The organism is Curtobacterium sp. AC268, from assembly GCF_979258745.1.
The window spans coordinates 1,273,717-1,296,430 of the sequence record NZ_OZ409878.1 but is presented as its reverse complement, the minus strand read 5'-3'; the positions used below and the strand labels follow the sequence as shown (position 1 = coordinate 1,296,430).

26 protein-coding genes and 1 pseudogene are annotated in these 22,714 nt (G+C 71.9%); 15 read left to right on the top strand and 12 right to left on the bottom strand.

The window, feature by feature from the left end:
• The first annotated feature begins 43 nt into the window (after positions 1-43).
• Positions 44-613, top strand: coding sequence for a uridine kinase family protein (locus ACZZ9K_RS06115; RefSeq protein ID WP_138803935.1), 570 nt, complete (start codon positions 44-46; stop codon positions 611-613).
• Here the strand turns inward: ACZZ9K_RS06115 and ACZZ9K_RS06110 are convergent.
• From ACZZ9K_RS06110 to ACZZ9K_RS06100, 3 genes are all read right to left on the bottom strand, one after another.
• Entirely contained in the window at positions 601-828 is a 228-nt protein-coding gene (locus ACZZ9K_RS06110; RefSeq protein ID WP_138803934.1) for a hypothetical protein, read from the bottom strand. The genes ACZZ9K_RS06115 and ACZZ9K_RS06110 overlap by 13 nt on opposite strands.
• Positions 829-832: 4 nt before the next feature.
• Positions 833-1,006 carry a hypothetical protein gene (locus ACZZ9K_RS06105; RefSeq protein WP_463443564.1) on the bottom strand — a complete coding sequence of 58 codons (174 nt, stop codon included), beginning with the start codon at positions 1,004-1,006 and terminating at the stop codon, positions 833-835.
• A gap of 82 nt (positions 1,007-1,088) precedes the next feature.
• Positions 1,089-1,538 (bottom strand): MarR family winged helix-turn-helix transcriptional regulator, encoded by a 450-nt coding sequence (locus tag ACZZ9K_RS06100; RefSeq protein WP_463443563.1) that lies wholly within the window; start codon positions 1,536-1,538, stop codon positions 1,089-1,091.
• Positions 1,539-1,600: 62 nt separating this feature from the next.
• Here ACZZ9K_RS06100 and ACZZ9K_RS06095 point away from each other — a divergent pair, with 62 nt between their 5' ends.
• From ACZZ9K_RS06095 to ACZZ9K_RS06085, 3 genes and pseudogenes are all read left to right on the top strand, one after another.
• Positions 1,601-1,969 (top strand): VOC family protein, encoded by a 369-nt coding sequence (locus tag ACZZ9K_RS06095; protein WP_463443562.1) that lies wholly within the window; start codon positions 1,601-1,603, stop codon positions 1,967-1,969.
• A 185-nt stretch (positions 1,970-2,154) separates the two neighbouring features.
• Positions 2,155-3,509, top strand: a pseudogene (locus ACZZ9K_RS06090) (LLM class flavin-dependent oxidoreductase).
• Positions 3,510-3,513: 4 nt separating this feature from the next.
• Positions 3,514-4,005 (top strand): GNAT family N-acetyltransferase, encoded by a 492-nt coding sequence (locus tag ACZZ9K_RS06085; protein WP_463443561.1) that lies wholly within the window; start codon positions 3,514-3,516, stop codon positions 4,003-4,005.
• A gap of 33 nt (positions 4,006-4,038) precedes the next feature.
• Here the strand turns inward: ACZZ9K_RS06085 and ACZZ9K_RS06080 are convergent, their stop codons facing one another.
• The 4 genes from ACZZ9K_RS06080 to ACZZ9K_RS06065 form a co-directional block, all read right to left on the bottom strand.
• Entirely contained in the window at positions 4,039-4,806 is a 768-nt protein-coding gene (locus ACZZ9K_RS06080; RefSeq protein WP_232536507.1) for an SGNH/GDSL hydrolase family protein, read from the bottom strand.
• A gap of 75 nt (positions 4,807-4,881) precedes the next feature.
• Positions 4,882-5,811: an acetamidase/formamidase family protein gene (locus ACZZ9K_RS06075; protein WP_071247644.1), complete on the bottom strand. Its 930-nt coding sequence runs from the start codon at positions 5,809-5,811 to the stop codon at positions 4,882-4,884.
• Positions 5,808-7,214, bottom strand: coding sequence for an APC family permease (locus ACZZ9K_RS06070; protein WP_463443560.1), 1,407 nt, complete (start codon positions 7,212-7,214; stop codon positions 5,808-5,810). The genes ACZZ9K_RS06075 and ACZZ9K_RS06070 overlap by 4 nt, the downstream gene beginning before the upstream one ends.
• Positions 7,215-7,377: 163 nt before the next feature.
• Positions 7,378-8,283 carry a proline iminopeptidase-family hydrolase gene (locus ACZZ9K_RS06065; protein ID WP_463443559.1) on the bottom strand — a complete coding sequence of 302 codons (906 nt, stop codon included), beginning with the start codon at positions 8,281-8,283 and terminating at the stop codon, positions 7,378-7,380.
• 86 nt (positions 8,284-8,369) lie between these two features.
• Between ACZZ9K_RS06065 and ACZZ9K_RS06060 the strand changes: the two genes are divergently transcribed.
• A complete protein-coding gene (locus ACZZ9K_RS06060) occupies positions 8,370-9,101 on the top strand; it encodes a FadR/GntR family transcriptional regulator (protein ID WP_035808810.1) in 732 nt (243 codons plus the stop codon).
• A gap of 74 nt (positions 9,102-9,175) precedes the next feature.
• On the opposite strand, the gene ACZZ9K_RS06055 is transcribed toward ACZZ9K_RS06060, so the two are convergent.
• The gene (locus ACZZ9K_RS06055; protein WP_463443558.1) at positions 9,176-9,739 is read right to left on the bottom strand and encodes a VOC family protein; all 564 of its coding nucleotides are present in this window, start codon (positions 9,737-9,739) and stop codon (positions 9,176-9,178) included.
• A gap of 240 nt (positions 9,740-9,979) precedes the next feature.
• Between ACZZ9K_RS06055 and ACZZ9K_RS06050 the strand changes: the two genes are divergently transcribed.
• From ACZZ9K_RS06050 to ACZZ9K_RS06025, 6 genes are all read left to right on the top strand, one after another.
• A complete protein-coding gene (locus ACZZ9K_RS06050) occupies positions 9,980-11,545 on the top strand; it encodes an NCS1 family nucleobase:cation symporter-1 (RefSeq protein ID WP_035808813.1) in 1,566 nt (521 codons plus the stop codon).
• A 157-nt stretch (positions 11,546-11,702) separates the two neighbouring features.
• Positions 11,703-12,467 (top strand): aspartate/glutamate racemase family protein, encoded by a 765-nt coding sequence (locus tag ACZZ9K_RS06045; RefSeq protein WP_463443557.1) that lies wholly within the window; start codon positions 11,703-11,705, stop codon positions 12,465-12,467.
• Positions 12,464-13,840 (top strand): allantoinase AllB, encoded by a 1,377-nt coding sequence (gene allB, locus ACZZ9K_RS06040; RefSeq protein ID WP_463443556.1) that lies wholly within the window; start codon positions 12,464-12,466, stop codon positions 13,838-13,840. Before ACZZ9K_RS06045 ends, allB begins: the two co-directional genes overlap by 4 nt.
• Positions 13,841-13,883: 43 nt before the next feature.
• Positions 13,884-15,137: a pyridoxal-phosphate-dependent aminotransferase family protein gene (locus tag ACZZ9K_RS06035; RefSeq protein WP_463443555.1), complete on the top strand. Its 1,254-nt coding sequence runs from the start codon at positions 13,884-13,886 to the stop codon at positions 15,135-15,137.
• Positions 15,134-16,393, top strand: coding sequence for an allantoate amidohydrolase (locus ACZZ9K_RS06030; protein ID WP_138803921.1), 1,260 nt, complete (start codon positions 15,134-15,136; stop codon positions 16,391-16,393). The genes ACZZ9K_RS06035 and ACZZ9K_RS06030 overlap by 4 nt, the downstream gene beginning before the upstream one ends.
• The gene (locus ACZZ9K_RS06025; RefSeq protein ID WP_138803920.1) at positions 16,390-17,223 is read left to right on the top strand and encodes a MurR/RpiR family transcriptional regulator; all 834 of its coding nucleotides are present in this window, start codon (positions 16,390-16,392) and stop codon (positions 17,221-17,223) included. The genes ACZZ9K_RS06030 and ACZZ9K_RS06025 overlap by 4 nt, the downstream gene beginning before the upstream one ends.
• Here ACZZ9K_RS06025 and ACZZ9K_RS06020 read toward each other — a convergent pair.
• Both ACZZ9K_RS06020 and ACZZ9K_RS06015 read right to left on the bottom strand, forming a co-directional pair.
• The gene (locus tag ACZZ9K_RS06020) at positions 17,190-17,699 is read right to left on the bottom strand and encodes an SRPBCC family protein (protein ID WP_463443554.1); all 510 of its coding nucleotides are present in this window, start codon (positions 17,697-17,699) and stop codon (positions 17,190-17,192) included. The two genes, ACZZ9K_RS06025 and ACZZ9K_RS06020, sit on opposite strands and share 34 nt — an antisense overlap.
• Entirely contained in the window at positions 17,696-18,271 is a 576-nt protein-coding gene (locus ACZZ9K_RS06015) for a GNAT family N-acetyltransferase (protein ID WP_463443553.1), read from the bottom strand. Before ACZZ9K_RS06015 ends, ACZZ9K_RS06020 begins: the two co-directional genes overlap by 4 nt.
• A gap of 43 nt (positions 18,272-18,314) precedes the next feature.
• On the opposite strand from ACZZ9K_RS06015, the gene ACZZ9K_RS06010 reads away from it, so the two are divergent.
• The 3 genes from ACZZ9K_RS06010 to epsC all read left to right on the top strand — a co-directional run bounded on the left by ACZZ9K_RS06010 (position 18,315) and on the right by epsC (position 21,054).
• Positions 18,315-19,352 carry a dipeptidase gene (locus tag ACZZ9K_RS06010; RefSeq protein ID WP_027466261.1) on the top strand — a complete coding sequence of 346 codons (1,038 nt, stop codon included), beginning with the start codon at positions 18,315-18,317 and terminating at the stop codon, positions 19,350-19,352.
• Positions 19,353-19,534: 182 nt separating this feature from the next.
• A complete protein-coding gene (gene cysK, locus ACZZ9K_RS06005) occupies positions 19,535-20,473 on the top strand; it encodes a cysteine synthase A (RefSeq protein WP_027466262.1) in 939 nt (312 codons plus the stop codon).
• Between the two features lie 20 nt (positions 20,474-20,493).
• Positions 20,494-21,054, top strand: a complete 561-nt coding sequence (gene epsC, locus ACZZ9K_RS06000; RefSeq protein WP_138803917.1) for a serine O-acetyltransferase EpsC — start codon at positions 20,494-20,496, stop codon at positions 21,052-21,054.
• Positions 21,055-21,212: 158 nt separating this feature from the next.
• Here the strand turns inward: epsC and ACZZ9K_RS05995 are convergent, their stop codons facing one another.
• Positions 21,213-21,512 (bottom strand): excalibur calcium-binding domain-containing protein, encoded by a 300-nt coding sequence (locus tag ACZZ9K_RS05995; protein WP_214561282.1) that lies wholly within the window; start codon positions 21,510-21,512, stop codon positions 21,213-21,215.
• Between the two features lie 141 nt (positions 21,513-21,653).
• Here ACZZ9K_RS05995 and ACZZ9K_RS05990 point away from each other — a divergent pair, with 141 nt between their 5' ends.
• Entirely contained in the window at positions 21,654-22,037 is a 384-nt protein-coding gene (locus tag ACZZ9K_RS05990; RefSeq protein ID WP_138803915.1) for an MmcQ/YjbR family DNA-binding protein, read from the top strand.
• Positions 22,038-22,071: 34 nt separating this feature from the next.
• Here the strand turns inward: ACZZ9K_RS05990 and ACZZ9K_RS05985 are convergent, their stop codons facing one another.
• Complete coding sequence (locus tag ACZZ9K_RS05985; protein ID WP_138803914.1) at positions 22,072-22,701, bottom strand: MOSC domain-containing protein; 630 nt, start codon at positions 22,699-22,701, stop codon at positions 22,072-22,074.
• Positions 22,702-22,714: the final 13 nt, after the last annotated feature.

Here is a 22,714-nt window from a genome sequence, read left to right as displayed (position 1 = left end):
TACGAACCCCGGCGCACCGTCATCGACCTCGTACGCTTGCCCGATGGACCGCGACGGCGTCATCGACCTGGTCGCGTCCCGTCGTGCCTCGGCGCCTGCACCGATCGTCGTCGGTGTCTCCGGCTACTGCGGATCCGGCAAGTCGACGCTGACGCGCACGCTCGTCGAGGGACTCCCCGGCGCGGTCCGCATCCGCGGCGACGACTTCCTCGACCCCGTCCGGTCCCACCGGCGCTCCGTCGACTGGGACGGCGTCGATCGTCCCCGTCTGGTGTCGTCGGTGCTCGAACCGCACCGGGCCGGTCGGGCGAGCACGTTCCAGCGGTTCGACTGGTCGGTTCGGGCCCTCGGTCCGGCTGAGCCGCTGCCGCAGACGGACGTCCTGATCGTCGACCTGATCGGACTCTTCCACCCCGACGCGCTCCCACACCTCGACGTCAGCATCTGGTGTGACGTCGACCTCGACACGGCAGCACGTCGGGGCATGGCTCGCGATCGCGCGCTCGGGCGCCGGCACGATGCCCTCTGGCGGGACGTGTGGGTCCCCAACGAACGTGACTTCGAGGAGCGCTACGCACCGAAGGACGCCGCGACGGTGCGCTACCTGGCCTGACCTGGATCGGTCTCCGCCGTCGACGGCGCCCTGGGCGATTGCGCGGGCCGCGCCGGCCACGTGACCAGGAGCAGCACGGCGAGCGGGCCGAGGAACAGGGTCAAGAGGGACCAGGTCCAGGCCGAGCGGCCCCGCGAACGCGCGTGGCTGCCGGAGAGCATCGCCAGGCTGAGCCAGACGCTCGACAGGTACAGGCCGGTGAAGTCCTCGTGCACAGCGCTACCCGCCGACGACGCTGAACGAACATCGGGAGGGCCCTCGGTGCTGGTGGCAGCGCTCGCCGAGGGCGCTGCCGAAGGCTGCGAGTGCCAACGCGAGCTGGCTCGTCCGGATGAGTGGGCGCTTCAGTGTCGTCATGATGTCCTCTTCCTCGTGGTCGACGAGGAGAAGCATCAATGTGGAACATCAGTCTGGCGAAACGGACGCGCCGGAAGGGTGAGCGAAACACAACATCCAGATGGCGGGCCCGGCGCGATCAGCCCTGACTGCGGAGCGCCGTGACCATGCTCCGCAGGATCCGGCGGGCCTCGGTCTGCTGGACGATGGTCAGACCGCCGAGCATCCGCTGCTCGACGCCGCGGATCGCCGCACTCGCCTGCGCCAGGCTCCGACGCCCGCTGTCGGTGAGCTGCGTGGGGAGTGCCTTGCCGGCCGACGGCTCGGTGGCGCGGGTGACGAAGCCGTCCCGCTCCAGGGCCTGCAGCAGCACGTTCATCGACTGTCGGGTGACGAAGGTGCCCCGCGCGAGTTCGGAGTTCGACAGGCCGGGGCGCTGTGCGAGCAGTTCGAGGCAGGAGTAGTGCGTCACCGTCATGCCGAGTGGGCGCAGCACGGCCTCCATCGACGCGCGGAGGGCGCTCGCGGTCTCCTTGAGCAGGTAGCCGATCGACGTCTCGAGGTGGATGCCGGTGTCGTCTTGACGCATGTCAGTAGTCTGACATAGCTTGTCCCGTGTCAGAAGACTGACACATACCCAAGGAGCACCACATGCCCGTCACCGGCCCCGACTTCATCTCCCTGCAGACCCGCGACCTCGATGCCTCGCAGGCGTTCTACGAGCGGTACCTCGGTCTCGTCCGCTCCGAGGCCGGCCCGCCGCACGCCGTCGTGTTCGAGACCACGCCGATCGCCTTCGCCCTGCGCGACCTGGTGCCCGGCACGGACCTCGACACGGTGGCGCAGCCCGGCGTCGGCGCCGCGATCTGGCTGCACGCGACGGACGTGCAGGCGATCCACGACGCGCTGGTCGCCGACGGACACCGGATCGTCTCGGCGCCGATCGACGGTCCGTTCGGTCGGACGTTCACGTTCGCCGACCCCGACGGTTACCACGTCACGCTCCACGACCGCGCCTGAGCCCTGGAGCCGGCCCCGCGTCCGACGTGGGCGGCGGGGCGGGCGTGGGTCGCGCCTCCAGGCAGTTGCCGGCGCCGACCGTCACGCTTCGTCACGATCCGTGACCGTCCAAGGTCTCCGACGTAGCGTCTCGACCCGTGACCACCAGCAGCGAGCACCGGCAGATCCGCTTCAACGCGTTCGACATGAACTGCGTCGCGCACCAGTCCTCCGGACTGTGGCGGCACCCCGCGACCGGTCGCGGGACTACCGCGACCTGACCTACTGGACCGGCCTGGCGAAGACGCTCGAGCGCGGGGCGTTCGACGGCATCTTCATCGCCGACGTCCTGGGCACCTACGACGTGTACGGCGGCTCGAACGAGGCCGCGCTCCGCACCGGGTCGCAGGTGCCGGTGAACGACCCGATCCTGCTCGTGTCGGCGATGGCGTCGGTGACCGAGCACCTGGGCTTCGGCATCACGGCCGGCACCGCGTACGAGCACCCGTACCCGTTCGCCCGACGCATGTCGACGCTCGACCACCTGACCAAGGGCCGGGTCGGCTGGAACGTCGTCACCGGGTACCTGCCGAGTGCCGCACGGAACATGGGCCAGACCGACCAGCTGTCGCACGACGACCGGTACGACGTGGCGGACGAGTACCTCGAGGTCCTCTACAAGCTGTGGGAGGGCTCGTGGGAGGACGACGCGGTCGTCGCCGACCGCGAAGCCGGGGTCTTCACGGACCCGGCGAAGGTGCACCCGATCGAGCACCACGGTACGCACTTCGACGTGCCCGGCATCCACCTGTCCGAGCCGTCCGTGCAGCGCACGCCCGTCATCTACCAGGCGGGCGCGTCACCGCGCGGCATCCGCTTCGCCGCGGAGAACGCGGAAGCCGTCTTCGTGGGCGCACCGACGCTCGAGCAGCTCGCGTCGACCGTCGCGAAGGTCCGGGACGCCCTGGAGGCAGCTGGTCGCGACCGGTACGCCGCCCGCGTCTACACGCTGCTCACCGTGATCACGGACGCCACCGACGAACTGGCCCAGGCGAAGTACGAGGACTACCTGTCGTACGCGTCGGAGCTCGGTGCGCTGGTGCTCAACTCCGGCTGGATGGGCGTCGACCTGTCGCAGTGGGACCCGGACCAGCCCCTCGGTGACGTCGAGTCGAACGCGATCCAGTCGGCGGCGGCGAACATCGCGGCGGCGACGGGGGAGGACGGGTCGAAGTGGACGATCCGCGACCTGGCGCGGCAGACGGCGATCGGTGGACTCGGCCCGGTGGCGGTCGGCGGGGGAGCGACCATCGCCGACCGGCTGCAGGAGATCCAGGAGCTCACCGACGTCGACGGCTTCAACCTGGCGTACGCGGTGACGCCGGGCACGTGGGAGGACGTCATCGAGTTCGTGATCCCGGAGCTCCGTGCCCGCGGGGCCTACCCGGAGGAGTACGGGTCGGGGTCGCTCCGCCAGAAGCTGCACGGCCGCGGGGACCGGCTGCCCGACGAGCACCGTGGGGCGTCGTTCAGGATCGGGAGCCGGGCGGTCGTAGGCTGATCGGGTGATCGAGTCGTCCGTCATCGTGCGTCCTGCGACCCCGGACGAGACCGACACCTGCATCGACCTGTGGGCCGCGGCCGTGGCCGCCCGCGACGGTGCCGCCGAGGACCCGGCGGTGCGGGAGCGCGCGCGGCAGAAGTTCGCGGCGGAGCACGTCGCCTGGTTGGTGGCCCCCGGCCCGGACGGTGCGGTCGACGGCTTCGTCCTCGTGACGGCACCCGGCACCGGGCGGTCGACGGACCCGGCGGACGCCGCCTACCTGTCGTTGCTCGCGGTGCGCCCCGGGGTGCAGGCCCGCGGGGTCGGACGGTCGCTGCTGTCCGAGGCGGTGCACGACGCCCGGGCTGCCGGACACCCCCGCGTGGTGCTGCACGTGCTCGGCGACAACGACCGGGCGGTGCGGCTGTACGAGGCGGGCGGCTTCGTGGCGACGGGCGACGAGTTCGCGCACGCGCTGAGCGGGGTCACCACCCGCGTGTACGTCGCGGGCTGAGCGGGCCGACACTGGCTCCCTGGCTGACGCGGGCTACGCGTCCCGACCGCGCACCGGCGTCCACGTCGGGTAGGTCGCCGAGCGCCCGTCGCCCGACGACGTGCGGGTGATCCGACGCTGCACCCACGGCAGGACGTACTCGCGGTAGTAGCGGAGTTCCTCGCCCAGGCGGGCCCGGGCGGCACCGGCGTCCGCGGGTTCGACCGGCGCGGGGCCGTCGAGGACCGCGTGCAGCGCCAGGTCCGCGACGCGCTGGTGCCCGGTGGCGTTCATGTGCAGCCGGTCGTCCGACCAGAACTCCGCGCGGCCGAGGTGCGGGTCGCGCGAGACGTCGACGAACGGCAGACCACGGCGTCGGGCGAGCGTGCCGAGTGCTTCGGCCCAGGCGTCACCGCGGCGGTTGATCAGGGAGCCGAGGGGCAGGCGGGCGCTCGGGTCGGCCGGGCTGAGGAGCGCCAGGCGGGCCCCGGTGGCCTCGACGCGGTCGGCTGCGGCCTCGACGAGCCCGATCAGTGCGTCCACGTCGAAGCGCGGGCGCAGCAGGTCGTTCCCGCCGGCGCAGAAGGTGATCAGGGTCGGCGCCGGGTCGAGCGCGAGTGCGGCCCCGAGCTGGCCGTCGAGGACCCCGGCGAGCAGTCGGCCGCGGACGGCGAGGTTCGCGTACGAGACGTGGGCGTCCGAGGCTCCCGCCATCGCGCTCGCGAGTCGTCCGGTCCAGCCGGGGAACGGAGCGGGTCCGGCGTCGCCGATGCCCTCCGAGAAGCTGTCGCCGATCGCGACGTAGCGGATGGTGTCGTGCATGCGCCCATCATCCTGCACATGCCTGTGCAGGTTCCCGGCACGCCTGCCGTACCGGGAACCCGCATCAGCGAACCCTCACAGCACCGACTTCGGCACCCGGTGCAGGGTGACCGCGCCGACGGCGGCGAAGGGGTGCAACGGGTCCGGGGCGGTGGAGCCGGTCGGCCCACCGAGCTTCGAGTCACCGACCGCGCTCAGCACCGCGTAGGCGTCCTCGGCGGTCCAGCCGTGCTCGTCGACCAGGAACGCGAAGGCGTCCTCGTACCCGCGCCGGACGCTCTCCTGCACGGGGTCGCCGAGGCCGACGAACAGCCAGTCGTCGGCGGTCTCGATGCGCGGTGCGCGGAGCACCGGACCGCCCTTGACCAGGTCGACGGAGACGATCGCGGTGCCCTGGGCCTCGATGGCGACGAACGACGACTCGCCCTCGGCCATGAGTGCGTGGATGTCGCCGATCGACAGCAGTGCACCGGGGACCCGGACGGGCAGGGACACCGTCGAGCCGGGGCGGGCCTCGGTGACGTCCATGTTGCCGCCCTCCGGGTAGGCCGGCATGATCGTCGAGTTCTCGCCCTCGGCCGGGGCCGTCCCGATGCACCCGATCATCGGCCGGACGGGGAACCGGTGCCGGTCGGACACCTGCACCGAGCCGTCCGAGATCGGGCAGCGGCGGGCGAAGACCCGGTCGCCCATAACGTGCTGCAGGGCCCCGGAGCCGGGCAGGGACACCGACCAGCCGTGCGTGGTCAGCTCGATGGCGTGGATGGTCACCACGAGGGTGTCGCCGGGTTCTGCCCCCTCGACGAACACCGGGCCGGTCACCGGGTTGATCGGAGCCTGCAACTGTGCCATGTCGTGGTGCTGGTCGAGTTCGGCGTAGACGGCGTCGGTGGTCTCGAAGCCGATGGTCTCGCCGGTGCCGGGGCGGACCCGCAGCACGGGCTCCCGGTCGGCCGAGAACCCGGGGCGGCCGAGGGTGTTCGGCAGGAAGTGGTCCGGGGTCATCGTGCGTCCTCCGTCGTCGGTTCTGCTTCGGAGCCGACCTCGGTGGAACGGCCGGTGCGTCGGTAGTACAGGAACACGGCCGCGCCGACGATCAGCCAGATGATCCCGCCGACCTTCGCCTCGACCGCGGCGTTCAGCAGGACGTACCCGATGATCAGGAACCCGATCAGCGGCACGACCAGGTGCAGCAGCCAGTTGCGCGACTTCCCCTTGACGACGTGGTGCACGAAGACGGACACGTGCAGGAGCATGAAGCCGAACAGCGCGCCGAAGTTCACGAGCGACGAGATCGTGTCGATCTGCCCGACGAAGAACAGCACCAGGATCGCGGAGAGCACCGAGACGACGATGATCGCGTTCTGCGGCACCTGCCGCCCGTTGAGCTTGTGCAGGAACGCGGGCAGCTGACGGTCGCGGCTCATCGAGAAGAGCAGACGGCTCGTCGCGGCCTGTGCGGCCATGGCGTTCGCGATGCCGACGGCGAGCACGTTGACGGCGAAGAACGCGGTGGCCCAGCCGCTCGACGAGGCCTGCTCGACGATGGTGAAGAAGGCGTTGCCGGCCTCGCTGTCCGAGAACGAGTCCCGCCCCGCGGCCAGGGCGGACGCGAGCCAGGTCTGCAGGATGAACAGGAACGCCACGATGACGAGCGCCAGGATCATCGCCGTGCCCGCTCCACCACGACGGCCGGTGGACTCCTCGGACAGCGTCGAGATGCCGTCGAAGCCCAGGAAGCTCAGCACCGCGATCGACAGGGCCGAGGCGATGAGCGGCGCCGACACCTTGGCGGGGTCCCAGATCTGCTCGGTACCGAACGACGCGTCGGGGATCGTGCCACCGGTCAGCGCGACGATCGCGATGACGACGAAGATCGCGACGAAGACGAGCTCGATGAGCAGGAAGATGCGGTTCGCGAGCTTGAGCGAGGACACCCCGGCCAGGTTGATGACGGTGTTGATCGCGACGAACACGAGCGCCCACAGCCAGCGGGGCGTGCCCGGGAAGATGCCGACCATGCTCTCGGCGGCGAACACGTAGAGCAGCGTCGGGACGAGCAGGTAGTCGAGCAGGATCGCCCAGCCGGCGAAGAACCCAGCGGTGGGGTGGATGCCGCGGCCGACGTACGAGAACACGCTGCCGGCGAGGGGGATCGACTTCGCCATCTGCGCGTAGGCCAGGGCGGTGAAGATCATCGCGACGAGGCCGACGAGGTACACCAGCGGCACCATGCCGCTGGAGGCGTTGTAGACGGTCCCGAAGATCGCCCACGGGGCGATCGGGACCATGAAGACCAGGCCGTAGATGAGCAGGTCGGTGGTGGAGACGGAGCGCTTGAGCTCCTGCTTGTAGCCGTAGGCCTCGAGCTGCTGCTGTGCGGAGAGCTCATTGTGCTGCTGCGACATGTCGGGTTCCGTTTCGGGTGGAGGGACGGGTGCAGGGGGCGGTGCTGGGGGAAGGGGAGCGGGTGGTGTCGTCGGGAAGGCGGGTGCGGCTGTGGGGGTGGGAACTGCGGCCTGGAGGCGCGGGTCGGGGCCGTCCCGCGCCTCCAGACCGAAGGTGGCCGGGTCAGGCGTCGTCGTGCGCGGCCAGGAAGGTCGCGACGACCCGGCGGAACTCCGCCGGCTGCTCCAGGTGCGAGCAGTGGCTCGCGCCGGGGAGGACGTGCTGCCGGACGTCGGCGATCCGCTCGACGAACGGGGCCCACGTGGCGGGGGTGGCCTCGTCGTGCTCGCCGGCGACGACGAGCGTCGGCACGGCGACGCGGTCGAGCCGGTCGACGATGGTCCAGTCGCGCATCGTGCCGATGACGTGGAACTCGTTCGGGCCGTTCATCGTGTGGTAGACCGTCGGCTCGCGCTCCATCTGCTCCTCGGAGGCGACGAAGTCCGGATGGCTCGGGACCACGCGGCAGACGTGCCGCTCGTAGAAGACCTGCGTCGCCGCCAGGTACTCGGGGTCGTCGACGGTGCCGGCCGTCTCGTGCCGGGTCAGGGCGTCCTGCACGTCGGCGGGCAGCTGCGCGCGGAGCTCGGCGGCGCCGTCGACCCAGAGCTGCATCGACGCGGGGGAGTTGCAGATCGCCAGCGAGCGGAGGCCAGCGGGCTGCCGCACCGCGATCTCGGCGCCGAGCATGCCGCCCCACGACTGCCCGAGGACGTGGTGGTCGCCGAGCCCGAGGTGCTCGATGAGGGCGGCGTACTCGTCGACGAACAGTTGCGGCTGCCAGGTGTCGACCGGGGCGTCCGGGCGGTGGCTGCTCCGGCCGCAGCCGAACTGGTCGTGGTGGACGACGGTCCGGCCGGTCTCGTCGGCCAGGGCCGCGAGGTTCCGGAGGTAGTCGTGGGCCATGCCGGGCCCGCCGTGCAGGACGACGAGGGGCAGCGCGCCGGTGACCGGGGTGTCGGGCGTGGTGACCCGGTACCAGGTCTCGCCGTCGCGGAACGGCATCGTGGATTCGGTGATGCTGGACATGGGGGTCAGCATGGAGCGGAAAAAGGTCCCACGCAATACCTTTTCTGCTGCCTTAACGTGGTCGTAACACCGCGAAGGGGGTCCGTGTGTCCGATCGTGCGACCGAGACGCGCGTCGACGAGGTCGAGGACCGCCTCGTGACCGCCGTCGCCGTGGGCGAGTACCTGCCCGGCGCGAACCTGCCGCCGGAACGCGAACTCGCCGGCCTGCTCGGCGTCGCCCGGGTCACCGTGCGGGGCGCGATCGCCCGGCTCGTCGAACGGGGGCTGCTCGAGACCCGTCGAGGCCGGGGCGGTGGCACGTTCGTCCGCACCGAGTGGCCGGACAGCTCATCGGACGCCGTCGGGCGGGTGCTGCTCGCCCGGTGGGAGGCGATCCAGGACACCGCCGACGCCATCGCGCTGCTGCACGGAGCGCTCGCGACGGCCGCCGCGGAACGGGTGACCCCGGAGGACGCCGCCCTGATCCGTGCACGGCTCGAGGTGTTCCGCGACGCCACCTCGGGTCTCGAGAAGCAGCAGGCCGACGCCGTGCTGCACCGGACGATCATCGACGCCGCGCGGAACGACGCCCTGCGGACGGCGCTCGCCGGGTTGGAGGCGCAGATCTCCATCGCCGCTCCGGCGCACCTGTGGGGCACGGCCGAGGGCATGGCGGAGATGGAGACCCGCGCGCTCCGCGAGCACGAGTCGCTGGTGGACGCGGTGTGTTCGGGGCGGGCGCCCGAGGCGGGCGTGATCGCCCGGCAGCACGTCGGGATCGACGTCGAACTGCTCGAACGGGCCGTGCGGCGGACGGGGCAGGTGCCCCGGCACTGAGGCTCGGTCCGTCGGTCGGTGTGGTGGTCGGTTGGCTGGGTGGTCGGTCGGTCGGTCGGTGCGGCGGTCGGTCGTCAGTGCACGGCGGGTGCCGGCACCGGGTAGACGTCGTCCGGCATCGGCCACGGTGCCCACTTCGGCCGCGGCGCGTACACCAGGTACGGCTGCGGTGTCGGGTAGCTGACGAGCTCGAGCGTCGACCCCCACGGCGTGCGGGTGTACACGAACCGGTTGCCGGCCCCCGCCTCGTCACCACGCAGGTCGCGCGGGTCGGAGTTCCGGGTACCGCCGGCCGCCTCGACCCGGGCGAGCGTCTCGTCCAGGTCGTCGGCGTACATCGCCAGGTGCTGCCACCCCAGGTCGGACGGGTGTGCGGGGTTCCGCTGCTCGGGCCCCAGGTACTCGAACAGCTCGAGCCCCGGCCCCTCCGGCAGCGCGAGCATCCGCATGGCCCCCTGCGCCATGGAGCTCGGGATGCCGAGGTAGCCGTGCGCCTCGGAACTGCTGTTCGGCGTCTCGTCACGACGTCGCATGTCGTACAGGACGACGGCGTCGAACGCCGCCTCGAAGAACTGCGTGGCTGCGTCGATGTCCGGCACCGTGACGCCCACGTGGTCGATCCTGATTCCCCTGCTCATGGTCGATTCGTACCACCGGCGGTCACCGCCGCTCGGTTCCGTGCGGCGTCCGTGCGGGGTCGGTGCGCATCGATGCGGCAAGCCGCAGCGCGGGTCTCCTGCCCGGTTCCGGAACGGTCGTTCCAGGACGGGGTGCGGGACACACGACCGTTACACGAGGGAAACGGCGGGGGCGAAGTCGCTCCGTAGCTTCGTGCTCAAGCCCGCACCGCCCCCCTTCCCACTCCCTCGGAGGACGCCATGGCTACCGACATCGCGACACCAGTCGCCGCGCCCCACGCCCCCACCACGACCGCCGCTCCCGCCCCAGCGGGTGCCGGTGTCGTCAAGCCCGGGTACGACCCGGCGCTCACGAACGAGGACCTCGCCCCGCTGCGCGAGCAGCGCTGGACGAGCTACAACTTCTTCGCGTTCTGGATGTCCGACGTGCACTCCGTCGGCGGCTACGTCACCGCCGGGTCACTCTTCGCCCTCGGCATCGCGAGCTGGCAGGTGCTCATCGCCCTGGTGGTCGGCATCCTCATCGTGCAGGTCTTCGCCAACCTGGTCGCCAAGCCGTCGCAGCGCACCGGTGTGCCGTACCCGGTGATCAACCGCGCGGTGTTCGGGGTGCTCGGCGCGAACGTCCCCGCCATCATCCGCGGCCTCATCGCGATGGCCTGGTACGGCGTGCAGACCTTCCTCGCCGCCCAGTCGCTGAACATCATCTTCCTCAAGTTCATCCCGGCGTCCGCGGGGCTGCTCGACCACTCGTTCCTCGGGCTGTCGGCGCTGGGGTGGATCTCGTACGCGATCCTGTGGGTGGCGCAGGGCGCGCTGTTCTGGATGGGCATGGAGGCCATCAAGCGGTTCATCGACTGGGCCGGACCGGCGGTCTACGTGGTGATGATCGCGCTCGCGGTCTACCTGGTCAGCCAGGCGGGCATCGGCAACATCTCGTTCACGCTGTCGGTCGGCGAGCCGCTGTCCTTCGGGGCATCGATCCCGGTGATGCTGTCGGCGGTCGCCCTGGTGGTCAGCTACTTCTCGGGCCCGATGCTGAACTTCGGGGACTTCTCGCGCTACGGCCGGTCGTTCCGCGCGGTCAAGCGCGGCAACTTCTGGGGGCTGCCGATCAACTTCCTGTTCTTCTCGGTCCTGACGGTGCTCTGCGCCAGTGCGACGGTGCCGGTGTTCGGCAAGCTCATCACCGACCCGATCGAGACCGTGCAGGCCATCGGTGCGCCGTTCGCGATCCTGCTCGGCGGCCTGACGTTCGTCACCGCGACCGTCGGCATCAACATCGTGGCGAACTTCATCAGCCCCGCGTTCGACTTCTCGAACGTGGCACCCCGGAAGATCTCGTGGCGGGCCGGTGGCATGATCGCCGCGGTCGGCTCGGTGCTCCTCACCCCGTGGAACTGGTACGGCAACGACCAGGCGATCCTGTACACGCTCGGGGTGCTCGGTGCGCTGATCGGCCCGCTGTTCGGCATCCTCATCGCGGGCTACTACATCGTCGGCAAGCAGCGCATCGCGATCGACGACATGTACTCCACGAGCCGCACCGCCCGGTACTGGTACCGCGGCGGGTTCAACCCGAACGCCATCTGGACCCTCGTGGTCACCGGCGCGGTCTCGGTCGCGAGCGCGGTCCTGCCCCCGGCACTGGGCGTGCTGCCGTGGCTGGCGAGCTACAGCTGGTTCATCGGGTGCGGCCTGGGTCTCGTCGTCTTCTGGGCGCTCGAGCGTGCCCGGCCGAGCATGCCCGTGCTCGACGCGGACGACCCGACCGTCGACGACGGCGCGGCCGTCGGTCGCGCCTGACCGCCGGCGTCGCCCGTCCTCCACAGGGCGGGTCGCGGCGCTCGGTCGTCCACGGATCCGAGACACGGCCGGGAGGCCCGCCCCGCCCCCGGCCACGATGGTCACCACCCGGCGTCACCCGTTCCACGGCTCCACTCGCTCCACCGGAAGGACCCCGATGCGCATCCGCGTCGTCAACCCCAACACCACCGCGTCGATGACGCGGGCGATCGGCGTCGCCGCCCGTGCCGTCGCCGCTCCCGGCACGCTGATCGAACCGGTCGAGCCCACGATGGGGCCGGCTTCGATCGAGAGCCACTACGAAGAGGCTCTGGCCGTGCCCGGGTTGCTCGAGCAGATCGCCCGCGGCGAGCAGGACGGGGTGGACGCCTTCGTCGTGGCCTGCTTCGGGGACCCGGGGCTCGACGCCGCGCGGGAGCTCGCGACGGTGCCGGTGATCGGGATCGCCGAGGCCGGGTTCCACGCCGCCGCGATGCTCGGCCGCCGGTTCGGTGTCGTCACCACCCTGGCGCGCACGACCGGCCGCGCCCACGAGCTCGCCCAGCGCTACGGCTTCGCCCCGCTCGTCACGGAGGTCCGGGCGTGCGAGGTCCCGGTGCTCGAGCTCGACGACCCCGAGTCCGGTGCCCGTGCGCTCGTGATCGAGGAGTGCCGAGCGGTCATCGACGGGGGAGCCGACGCCGTCGTGCTCGGGTGCGCGGGCATGGCCGACTTCTGCGCCGAGGTCTCGCTGGCGATCGGGGCACCGGTCGTCGACGGTGTCGCGGCGGCCACGGTCCTGGCGGAGTCGCTCGTCCGGCTCGGGTTGTCCACGGGCAAGCGCGGCGAGTACGCCCTGCCGCCGGTGAAGGCGATGTCGGGGCTGCTGGCGGGCTTCGAACGCCACCCGGCACAGGTCGCGACGGCCGGGGCGGGCGCATGACGGGCCTTGCGCCGGGCGACACGGCGGACCTGGTCGTCCGCGCGCAGCGAGCCTGGGTCGACGGCACGTTCCGCCCGGCCGTGGTCGTCGTCCACGACGGCCGCATCACCGGGGTCCTGCCCGTCGACGCGGTCGTCGACGCCGTGCAGGACCACACCGTGCCGGACGGGCAGGTGCTGCTCCCCGGACTCGTCGACACCCACGTGCACGTCAACGAGCCCGGCCGCACCGAGTGGGAGGGCTTCGCGTCCGCGACCCGGGCAGCTGCGATGGGCGGGGTCACCACGATCGTGGACATGCCGCTCAACTCGATCCCCGCGACGACCACGGTCGACGCGCTCGCCGTCAAGCGTGCGAGTGCCGAGGGCCGGGTGGCGGTCGACGTCGGGTTCTGGGGCGGCGCGGTCCCCGCGAGTCTCGGGTCGCTCGACACCCTGCACGATGCCGGCGTCTTCGGGTTCAAGTGCTTCACGGCGCCGAGCGGTGTCGACGAGTTCCCGCACCTCGACCCCGAGCAACTCCGAGCCGCGATCGCCGAGGTCGCCCGGATCGACGCCCTGCTGATCGTGCACGCCGAAGACCCGGAGCACCTCGTGCCGCACCGGGCGCTCGGTGGCCGGTACGCCGACTTCCTGGCCACCCGGCCCGTCGCCGCCGAACGGTCCGCGATCGCGCAGGTCATCGACGGCGCGCGGGCGACCGGTGCGCGGGTGCACGTGCTGCACCTGTCCGACGCGGGTGCGCTGCCGATGCTCCGTGCCGCGAAGGACGACGGCGTCCGGATCACGGTCGAGACCTGCCCGCACTACCTGTCGTTCGAGGCGGGCACGATCCCGGACGGTGCGACCGCCTACAAGTGCTGCCCACCGATCCGCGACGACGCCAACCGCGACGCGCTGTGGGCGGGCGTGCTCGACGGCACGATCGACCTCGTCGTGTCGGACCACTCGCCCTCCACCGCCGACCTGAAGACCGACGACTGGGGTCTGGCCTGGGGCGGGGTCGCCGGCCTGCAGGTCGGGTTCCGGGCGGTGTGGACCGAGGCCGAGCGCCGAGGGATCCCGCTCGAGGCGCTGTTGCCGCTGTTCACGACCGGTCCGGCCGCCCTGGTCGGGCTGCGCGACCGCGGGGTGATCGCTCCCGGTGCCCTGGCGCACTTCGCCGTGTTCGACCCGTCCGCCGAGTCCGTCGTCGACGTCGCCGGGCTCGAGCACCGTAACCCGGTGTCCGCGTTCGACGGGCTCCGCGTGCGCGGCAGCGTCACCGAGACCTGGCTCCGCGGCCGTCGCATCGCCACGGCGGACGGCGGTGTGGTCGGCGTCGAGGGGCAGCTGGCCGGACGGCCCGTGCTCGCGGCGGAAACACCCCTGTAACGATCGTTCCGGTATCGTCGGATCAGGAACGGAAGGAACCAGCATGCTCCCAGTGAACCCACCCGCCCGTCTCCTCATGGGGCCCGGTCCGATCGACGCCGACCCGCGCGTGCTCCGTGCGCTGTCGACGCCGCTCGTCGGCCAGTACGACTCGTGGATGACCGCCACGATGAACGAGACGCAGGCGCTCTACCGCCGCGTGTTCGGCACCCGCAACGACGCGACGCTGCTCGTGGACGGCACCTCGCGCGCGGGGATCGAAGCGGTGCTGGTGTCACTGCTCGCCCCGGGTGACCGCGTGCTCGTGCCGGTGTTCGGTCGGTTCGGGCACCTGCTCGCCGAGATCGCCGGCCGTGCGGGTGCCGAGGTCCACACGATCGAGACCGACTGGGGCCAGGTCTTCACACCGTCCGCCATCGAGTCGGCGATCGCCCGCGTCCGTCCGAAAGTGCTGGCGGTCGTGCAGGGTGACACCTCGACCACGATGAACCAGCCGCTCGACGAGCTCGGGGCGATCTGCGAGCGGTACGGCGTCCTGCTCTACACCGACGCCACGGCGACGGTCGGCGGCAACCCGCTCGAGGTCGACGCCTGGGGGATCGACGCCGTCAGCGCCGGGCTGCAGAAGTGCCTCGGCGGCCCGTCCGGCAGCGCACCCGTCACGCTGTCGCCGGGGGCCGTGGCCGTGCTCGACGAGCGGCGGAGTGTCGAGGCCGGCATCCGCGAACCCGGTGACGACGTCGCCGACGAACCGATCCGGTCGAACTACCTCGACCTCGCGATGATCCTCGACTACTGGGGCCCCCGCCGCCTGAACCACCACACCGAGGCCGCTTCGATGCTCTACGCGGCCCACGAGTGCGCCCGCATCCTGCTCGAGGAAGGCCGCGACGCCGTCGTCGCCCGCCACGAGACCGCCGGTCGGGCGATGCTCGCCGGGGTGCAGGCCCTCGGACTCCGGGTCTTCGGTGACGTCGCCCACAAGATGCACAACGTCGTCGCCGTCGAGATCCCGTCCGACGTCGTCGGCGACCAGGTCCGCGGCGCGATGCTCGACGACCACGGGATCGAGATCGGCACCTCGTTCGGGCCGCTGCACGGACGGGTCTGGCGCATCGGCACGATGGGCTACAACGCCCGGAAGGACACCGTCGTCACGACCCTGGCCGCGCTCGAGCACACCCTGCGTCGGGCCGGGCACGCGGTCCCGCACGGCGGCGGTGTCGATGCCGCACTCGACGTCTACCGCGACGACACCGCCGCGGTCGCTCCCGCCCGGGCCGAGGTGCTCGCGTGAGCGCCGTGCCCGTCCTGAACGCCACCGCCGTGGGCACCGCGGACGCCGAACTCGTCGCCCGCTGGTGCGACGAGCTCGCCGCCCTCAGCGCAGAACCCGGCCGCATCACCCGTGTCTACCTGTCACCCGAGCACGCCCGGGCGAACGCCCTCGTCGCGGGTTGGATGCAGGACGCCGGACTCTCCACCTGGCAGGACGCCGCCGGCAACCTGCACGGCCGGGCCGCGGGCGCGACGCCCGACGCGCCCGTGCTGCTGCTCGGCTCGCACCTGGACACCGTGGTGGACGCCGGCCGGTACGACGGCGTCGTCGGGGTGCTCATGGCCATCCGCACCGCCGCCCGGCTCACCGCCGACGGTCCGCTGCCCGTCGCGCTCGAGGTCATCGCGTTCTCCGACGAAGAGGGCACGCGCTTCGGCAAGGCCCTGCTCGGTTCGTCCGCCGTGGCCGGCGTCTGGGACGACGCCTGGTGGGACCTGGCCGACGGCGACGGCGTCACGCTCCGGCAGGCCTTCACCGACTTCGGCCTCGATCCGGACCGCGTCGGTGACGCCGCGGTCGACCCGGCCTCGGTGGTCGGCTACCTCGAAGCGCACATCGAGCAGGGGCCGCACCTCGAACAGGCCGGGCAGGCCCTCGGGGTCGTCACGAGCATCGCGAGTGCCCGCCGGTTCTCGGTCGAGGCCGTGGGAGAGGCCCGGCACGCCGGGGGCACCCCCTACGAGCGCCGGCACGACGCCCTGCTCGCCGCCGCCGAGGCTGCGCTCGCGGTGGAACGCATCTGCCGGGCCTCGCACCAGGTCGGCACCGTCGGCACGATGACCGTCGAACCCGGAGCCGTCAACGTCGTCCCCGGGCTCGCACGGTTCTCCGTCGACCTGCGCGGCGAGTTCGACGACGAGCGCGACGAGGTCTGGGACGAACTCACCAAGGCCTTCACGCTCATCGGTGAACGGCGCGGGGTGAGCGTCACCCCGACCGAGGTGCACCGTGCGCCCGCGGTGTTCTGCGCGCCCCGGCTGATGGACGCCGTCCGCGCCGGGATCGCGTCGACGGGCGAGACCGCGCCCATGGAGCTGTTCTCACGAGCCGGCCACGACGCGATGTCGCTCGGGCTCGTGACCGACGTGGCGATGCTGTTCCTCCGCAACCCCGACGGCATCAGCCACCACCCGGACGAGTTCGTGTCGACGCCGGACATCGCCCTCGGCCTCGACGCCCTGGCCGTCGCCGTCGACCGGGTGGCCCGCGCATGAGCACCGCCGGCCCCGACGTCCGCGCCCGGATCGACTCCGTCTGGGAACAGCTCTCGCCCGCTGAACGACGCGTCGCCGCCATGGTCCGCCACGACCCGGAACTCCTGCTCGTCGGCACCTCCGCCGAACTCGCGGCCGAGTCGGGCACCTCGAAGGCCACCGTCTCGCGACTCGTGCGGTCGCTGGGGTTCCAGGACGCCGCCGAGGTCCGGCAGAACCTGATGTCCGCACGGGGCTCGGGCCTGCCGTGGGTCGCCGAGGACGCTGCCCACGTCGACCAGCGCGCGGTCGAGGCGCGCAACATCGACGCGGCCTTCGCATCCCTGGGTCGAGCGGACCGCCCGCGGCTGGCCCGTCGGATCGTCCGTGCCCGCCGTGTGCTCGTCCTCGGTGAGCGCGGCGCCTACCCGATCGCGCTGCAACTGCGGTCCCAGCTGGCGCAGGTGCGGTCCGACGTCCGGGTCGGTCCGTCGCCCGGGCAGCGGCTCGGGGAAGAGGTCGCCGACCTCGACCGGCACGACCTCGTGGTCCTGGTGACCGTCCGTCGGCACACCGCCGGGGTGGAGCGGATCGTCCGGCACTGCGTCGACTCCGGGGCCGACGTCATCGTCCTCGGCGACCCGACGGCCGCGGTCATCGCCGCCCCTGCGGCCACCGCGATCCTCTGCCCGGTCGACTCGCCGTCGGCGTTCGACTCGATGGCCGCGCTGTTCGCCGTCGTCGCCGCGATCACGAACGACGTCTACGACGCCTCGGGCCCGGGTGGCCGGGTGCGGGTCGACGCCGTCGCCGCCGCCTACGACGCGCTGGGGGAGCTCGCTGCGCCCTGATCGCCGTCGGATCCGGCGCGCTGCTCGGCACGCAGTTCGGCGGCGAGCGAGGCATTACGGTCGGCGATGAGCCGCGGCATGTACCGGGCCAGCGCGAGCACCTCGGCCAGGCGGCCCAGCGGGCCGAGCGGCGCGCGGAACGTGATGGTGTCGACCATGCGCGTGCCGCCGGCCGACGGCTCGAAGCGGTGCTCGTGGTGGAACCGGGCGAACGGCCCACGCACCTGTTCGTCGACGAACCGGTGAGGGGCCTCCAGGGCGGTGATCCCGCTCGTCATCCGCCAGACGATCCCGAAGTGCCGCGCGCGCCAGGTGACGGTCTCGCCCAGGCCGATCGTGCCGGCCGTCGTGCCGGCGACGGCGCGTTCGTCGGTCGCGGCCATCGAGCGCTCGTGCGCGCCGATGTCGAGCGACAGCGCGAAGGCGCGCTCCGGCGGAACCGGCAGGTCCGTCACGACCCGGAACGAGACGGTCACGACGCCGGCCAGACCGTCGGGGCGGACCGATCGTCGTCGTGCAGCGCGGCGGCGAGCAACTGGTCGTGCCGGCTGCCGCGGTGCAGCACACTCGACCGGGTACGTCCTTCGAACCGCAGACCGAGCCGTTGGGCGACCGCGGCCGACGCGGTGTTCGTGGCGATCGCGCGCCACTGGACCCGGAGGAGACCGAGTCCCTCGGGCTCTCCGGCGAAGGCCCAGTGCAGCACGCGCTCGGCGGCCTCGGTCATGATGCCGGAGCCGCGACCGTCCGGGTGCATGGCGTACCCGATCTCGGCGGCCCCGTCGGCGAAGGCGAACAGGCCGACCGTGCCGAGCAGCCGGAGGTCGTCCGCGCGCCGGATCCCGAACTCGTACCGGCTGTCCGCCGCCCAGCCGGCCGCGACGACGTCCGTGATCCAGTACCGTGCCTCAGCATGCCCGTACGGCACCGGCACCGGGGTGTACGCGATCACGTCCGGGTCGTTGGCGTAGGCCACCACGTCGTCGGCGTCGCCGAGCTCGGGGGCCGAGAGCACCAGTCGATCGGTGCGGAGTGTGACGGGCTGCACGGTTCGAGCCTAGCCACGATGGCTCGGGCGGTAGCGTCGGGGGATGACGTTCGACGCGCTCCCGTTCCCGGTCATCGACGGCCACAACGACCTGCCGTGGGAGCGCCGTGACAGCCACGACTCCGGCGTCGAGGGCATCGACACCGAGACCGACTCGCTGCACACCGACATCCCGAAGCTCCGCGCCGGCGGCGTCGTCGGACAGTTCTGGTCGGTGTTCGTGCCCGCGGACGACCCGGACCCCGTGACGACGACACTGCAGCAGGTCGACCTCGCACACCGGATCATCGAGCGCTACCCCGACGACCTCGCGCTCGCCCGCACCGCCGCCGAGGTCCGTGCCGCCGTCGACTCCGGCCGGATCGCGTCGCTGCTCGGCGCCGAGGGCGGGCACTCGATCGGCGACGACCTCGCGGTCCTCCGGACCCTCGCGCGGCTCGGCGTCCGCTACATGACGCTCACCCACAACGACGACACCCCCTGGGCCGACTCCGCGACCGGTGAGCGGGCGCACGGCGGCCTGACCGACCGCGGGCGGCAGATCGTCGCCGAGATGGAGCGGATCGGCATGCTCGTCGACCTGTCCCACACCGCCCCGGCCACCATGCGGGACACCCTCGACGTGGCGACCCGACCCGTCGTGTTCAGCCACTCGTCGACCGTCGCGATCGACGACCACCCGCGGAACGTGCCCGACGACGTGCTCGCACGGCTGGCCGACAACGGCGGCGTCGTGATGATCACCTTCGTGCCGAAGTTCGTGTCGCGAGCATGGGCGGACTGGGAGGAGTCGGGTATGTCCGGCGAGCCACCCCTGGTCACGGTGTCGGACGTCGCCGACCACGTCGAGCACGCCCGCGACGTCGCCGGTGTGGCGCACCTGGGCCTCGGCGGTGACTACGACGGCACCCCGGTGCTGCCGCCGGACCTGCGGGACGTGTCGCGGTACCCGGTGCTCGCGGCGGAACTCGTCCGGCGCGGCTGGGGCGAGTCGGACCTGCGTGCGCTGGCTGGCGGCAACGTGCTGCGGGTGCTGGAGGCGACCGACGAGCGGTTCGCCCGGACGGCGTTCGTGCGCTGACGCGGTGGGGCGCGGAGGCATGGCCCGAGGAAGCGGCAATTGGTCCACAGCGTGTGGACCGATTGCTGGGCGCGCACGCGCCGTCACGGACAGGACCGCCTGGGGTCCGGTCGCTAGGATCGGGCGCACACCGCGCCTCCAGGAAGAGCGATGCGCGACCCGAGCTGCGAAGGACGGACCGGATGAGCGGCACCATCTACGAGAACATCTCCCAGGCGTTCGGCAACACCCCCCTCGTCAAGCTGAACCGGCTGCCGAAGGCGGGCGGGGCCGAGGTGCTCGCGAAGCTCGAGTTCTACAACCCGGGCGCCAGCGTCAAGGACCGCCTCGGCGTCGCGATCATCGACGCGGCCGAGGCCTCGGGTGCGCTGCAGGCCGGCGGCACCATCGTCGAGGGCTCGTCCGGCAACACCGGCATCGCCCTCGCGCTCGTCGGTGCCGCTCGCGGGTACCGGGTCGTCATCACGATGCCCGAGACCATGAGCGTCGAGCGCCGAGCGGTGATCCGTGCGTACGGCGCCGAGATCGTCCTGACCCCCGGGCCCGAGGGCATGAAGGGTGCGGTCGCCAAGGCCGAGTCGATCGTCGCGGAGACCCCCGGCGCGATCCTCGCCCACCAGTTCGAGACGGCTGCGAACGCCGAGATCCACCGGAAGACCACGGCGGAGGAGATCCTCCGCGACACCGAGGAGCACGTCGACGTGTTCGTCGCGGGTGTCGGCACCGGCGGCACGATCACCGGTGTCGGGCAGGTGCTCAAGGAGCGCGTGCCCGGCGTGCAGATCGTCGCCGTCGAGCCGAAGGACTCGCCCCTGCTCACCGAGGGCAAGGCCGGTCCGCACAAGATCCAGGGCATCGGCGCGAACTTCGTGCCCGAGGTCCTCGACCAGAGCGTCATCGACGAGGTGTTCGACGTCGAGCTCGACGACGCGCTCCGGGTCGCCCGTGCCCTGGCGACGCAGGAGGGCATCCTGTCGGGCATCTCGTCCGGCGCGATCATCCACGCGGCGCTCGAGATCGCCGCACGCCCCGAGAACGCCGGCAAGCGGATCGTCGCCATCGTGTGCGACACCGGAGAGCGCTACCTGTCGACGGTGCTCTTCGAGGGGCTCACTGCGTGAGTCGTCCTCTTCGACGAGGCGTGCTGCGGACCATCCGGGAGGACCTGGCCGCAGCACGCCGCGGTGACCCCGCAGCCCGGGGCGACCTGGAGAACGCGATCGTCTACTCCGGCTTGCACGCCATCTGGACGTACCGGGTGACCCACCGTCTCTGGAACGCACAGGGGCTGCCCGGGTCCCGGTTCGCGGCCCGGCTGCTCGGGCAGGTCGCACGGTCGGTCACCGGCATCGAGATCCACCCCGGCGCGCGCATCGGCCGCCGGTTCTTCATCGACCACGGCATGGGTGTCGTCATCGGCGAGACCGCGGTCATCGGCGACGACGTGCTCGTGTTCCACGGTGTCACCCTGGGCGGACGCGGGGGCGACCACGGCCCGGGGGCCCGACGGCACCCGGTGGTGGGGGACCGCGTGGTGCTCGGCGCCGGGTCGTCGCTGATCGGGGCGATCACGATCGGTCCGGACTCCGTCGTCGGCGCCAACACCGTGGTGACGAAGGACGTCCCGGCGGGGTCGGTCGTCACCGGGGTCGCCGGGACTCCGCGCCCCCGGTCCGGGCACGAGGGCGTCCCGACGCTCTGAGCACGCCGGGCGCACGCCAGCCGCGGGCGCACGCCGGGCGCGGGCCGGGCGCGGGCCCGGGCACGCAAGACACCGGTGTTCGCGCATCGCACCGCGGTGTGCGGGTGTTCTGCACGCGAACACCGGTGTCGTGCCGGGTCACAGAGCGCGAGCGAGCGTCAGCTCTTCTCGCAGGCGATGCCGTCCTTGTCGCGGTCGAGCTTGGCGTTCGCCTTGTACAGGGCGTCGTCCTTCTTCACCGTGCCCTTGAGCGCACGGGTCGTGGTCTTGCCGCCGGAGACGACCTTGTTCTTCGTGACGGACTTCTTGGCGATGCCGCCGGAGTACACCTTGTGCACCGCGGTGCAGTTGGCGTACGACTTCGGTGCCGCCTGCGCGGTCGAGGTCCCGCCGACGACGACGGTGGTCGCGAGGACGGCGGTGGCGGCGGCGATGCCGAGGGTACGGATGATGCGCACGGGTTCCCCCTGGAACTGGTGGTGATCGCGCGAGCGACCGCCGCGTCGGGTACGCGGCGTGGTGATCCTACGACGTGATCGACGCTCATGACCCGCCCCCGAACGGGGTGCGCTGTCGGCGGCCTGCGGCATCCTGGTCACATGGACGGCGAGCAGCTGCACGAGATCGCGAGCCGCACGGCCCTGGGGCTGCCGGCGGCACTCGAGACGCAGCCGTTCGGCGAGGGCTCGGTGGTCTACAAGGTCGTCGGCAAGATGTTCGTGATGGTGACCGAGGTGCGTGGGACCCCGATCGTGAACCTCAAGTGCGCGCCACCGCACGGGGCGGCGCTGGTGCGCGACCACGACGAGATCACGCCGGGGTGGCACATGAACAAGCGGCACTGGATCACGCTGACACCGGGCGACGGCATCGACGAGACCCTGGTCGAAGACCTCGTGGCGAACGCGTACGACCTGGTGGTCGCCGGGCTGCCCGTGGCGAAGCGTCCGATCGACCCCTCGCGCGGCGCGCTGCCGGGCTGAGTCCGGCTCGACGGGCTCGACGGGCTCGTCGGGATCAGACTCGCGCGGCGACCTTCGACAGGTCCTGGACGACCTTCGGTGCCAGGCGCTCGCCCGACTCGAGCACGGCCCGCGCACGATCGGGCGCCAGGTCGCCGAAGATCTCGCCGATGGTCACACCGTGTTCCGGCCGGTACGTCACTTCGATCGGGTCACCCGCGGCGACCGAACCGGACTTGACCACGCGGAAGTACGCCCCCGGTCGCCCTTCGTCGGCGAACCGCTTCACCCACCCGTCGATGCCCATGCGCCGGGCGAAGGTGCCGCAGGGCGTGCGGGGGACCGTCACCTCGAGCACGAGGGTGTCGCCGATCCGCCAGCGTTCCCCGGTCACGGCCCCGGTCACGTCGATGCCGCTGGTGCGGAGGTTCTCGCCGAACAGGCCGGGCGGGACCTCGCGCTCGAGCAGGTCGGCGAAGTACGCGGCGTCCTCGTCGGCGTAGGCGTACACGGCCTGGTCCACACCGCCGTGGTACTTGCGGTTCGCCTGCACGTCGGCGCGCAGGCCGAGCGGCCGGACCCGGACGCTCCCGGTGACCGGGCGCTTGTCGATGGCGGTGACGCCGATGATGCCGGAGTCCGGCAGCAGGCGGTCGACGCGGCAGACGGCGGTGACGAGCGACATGGAGCCAACTCTG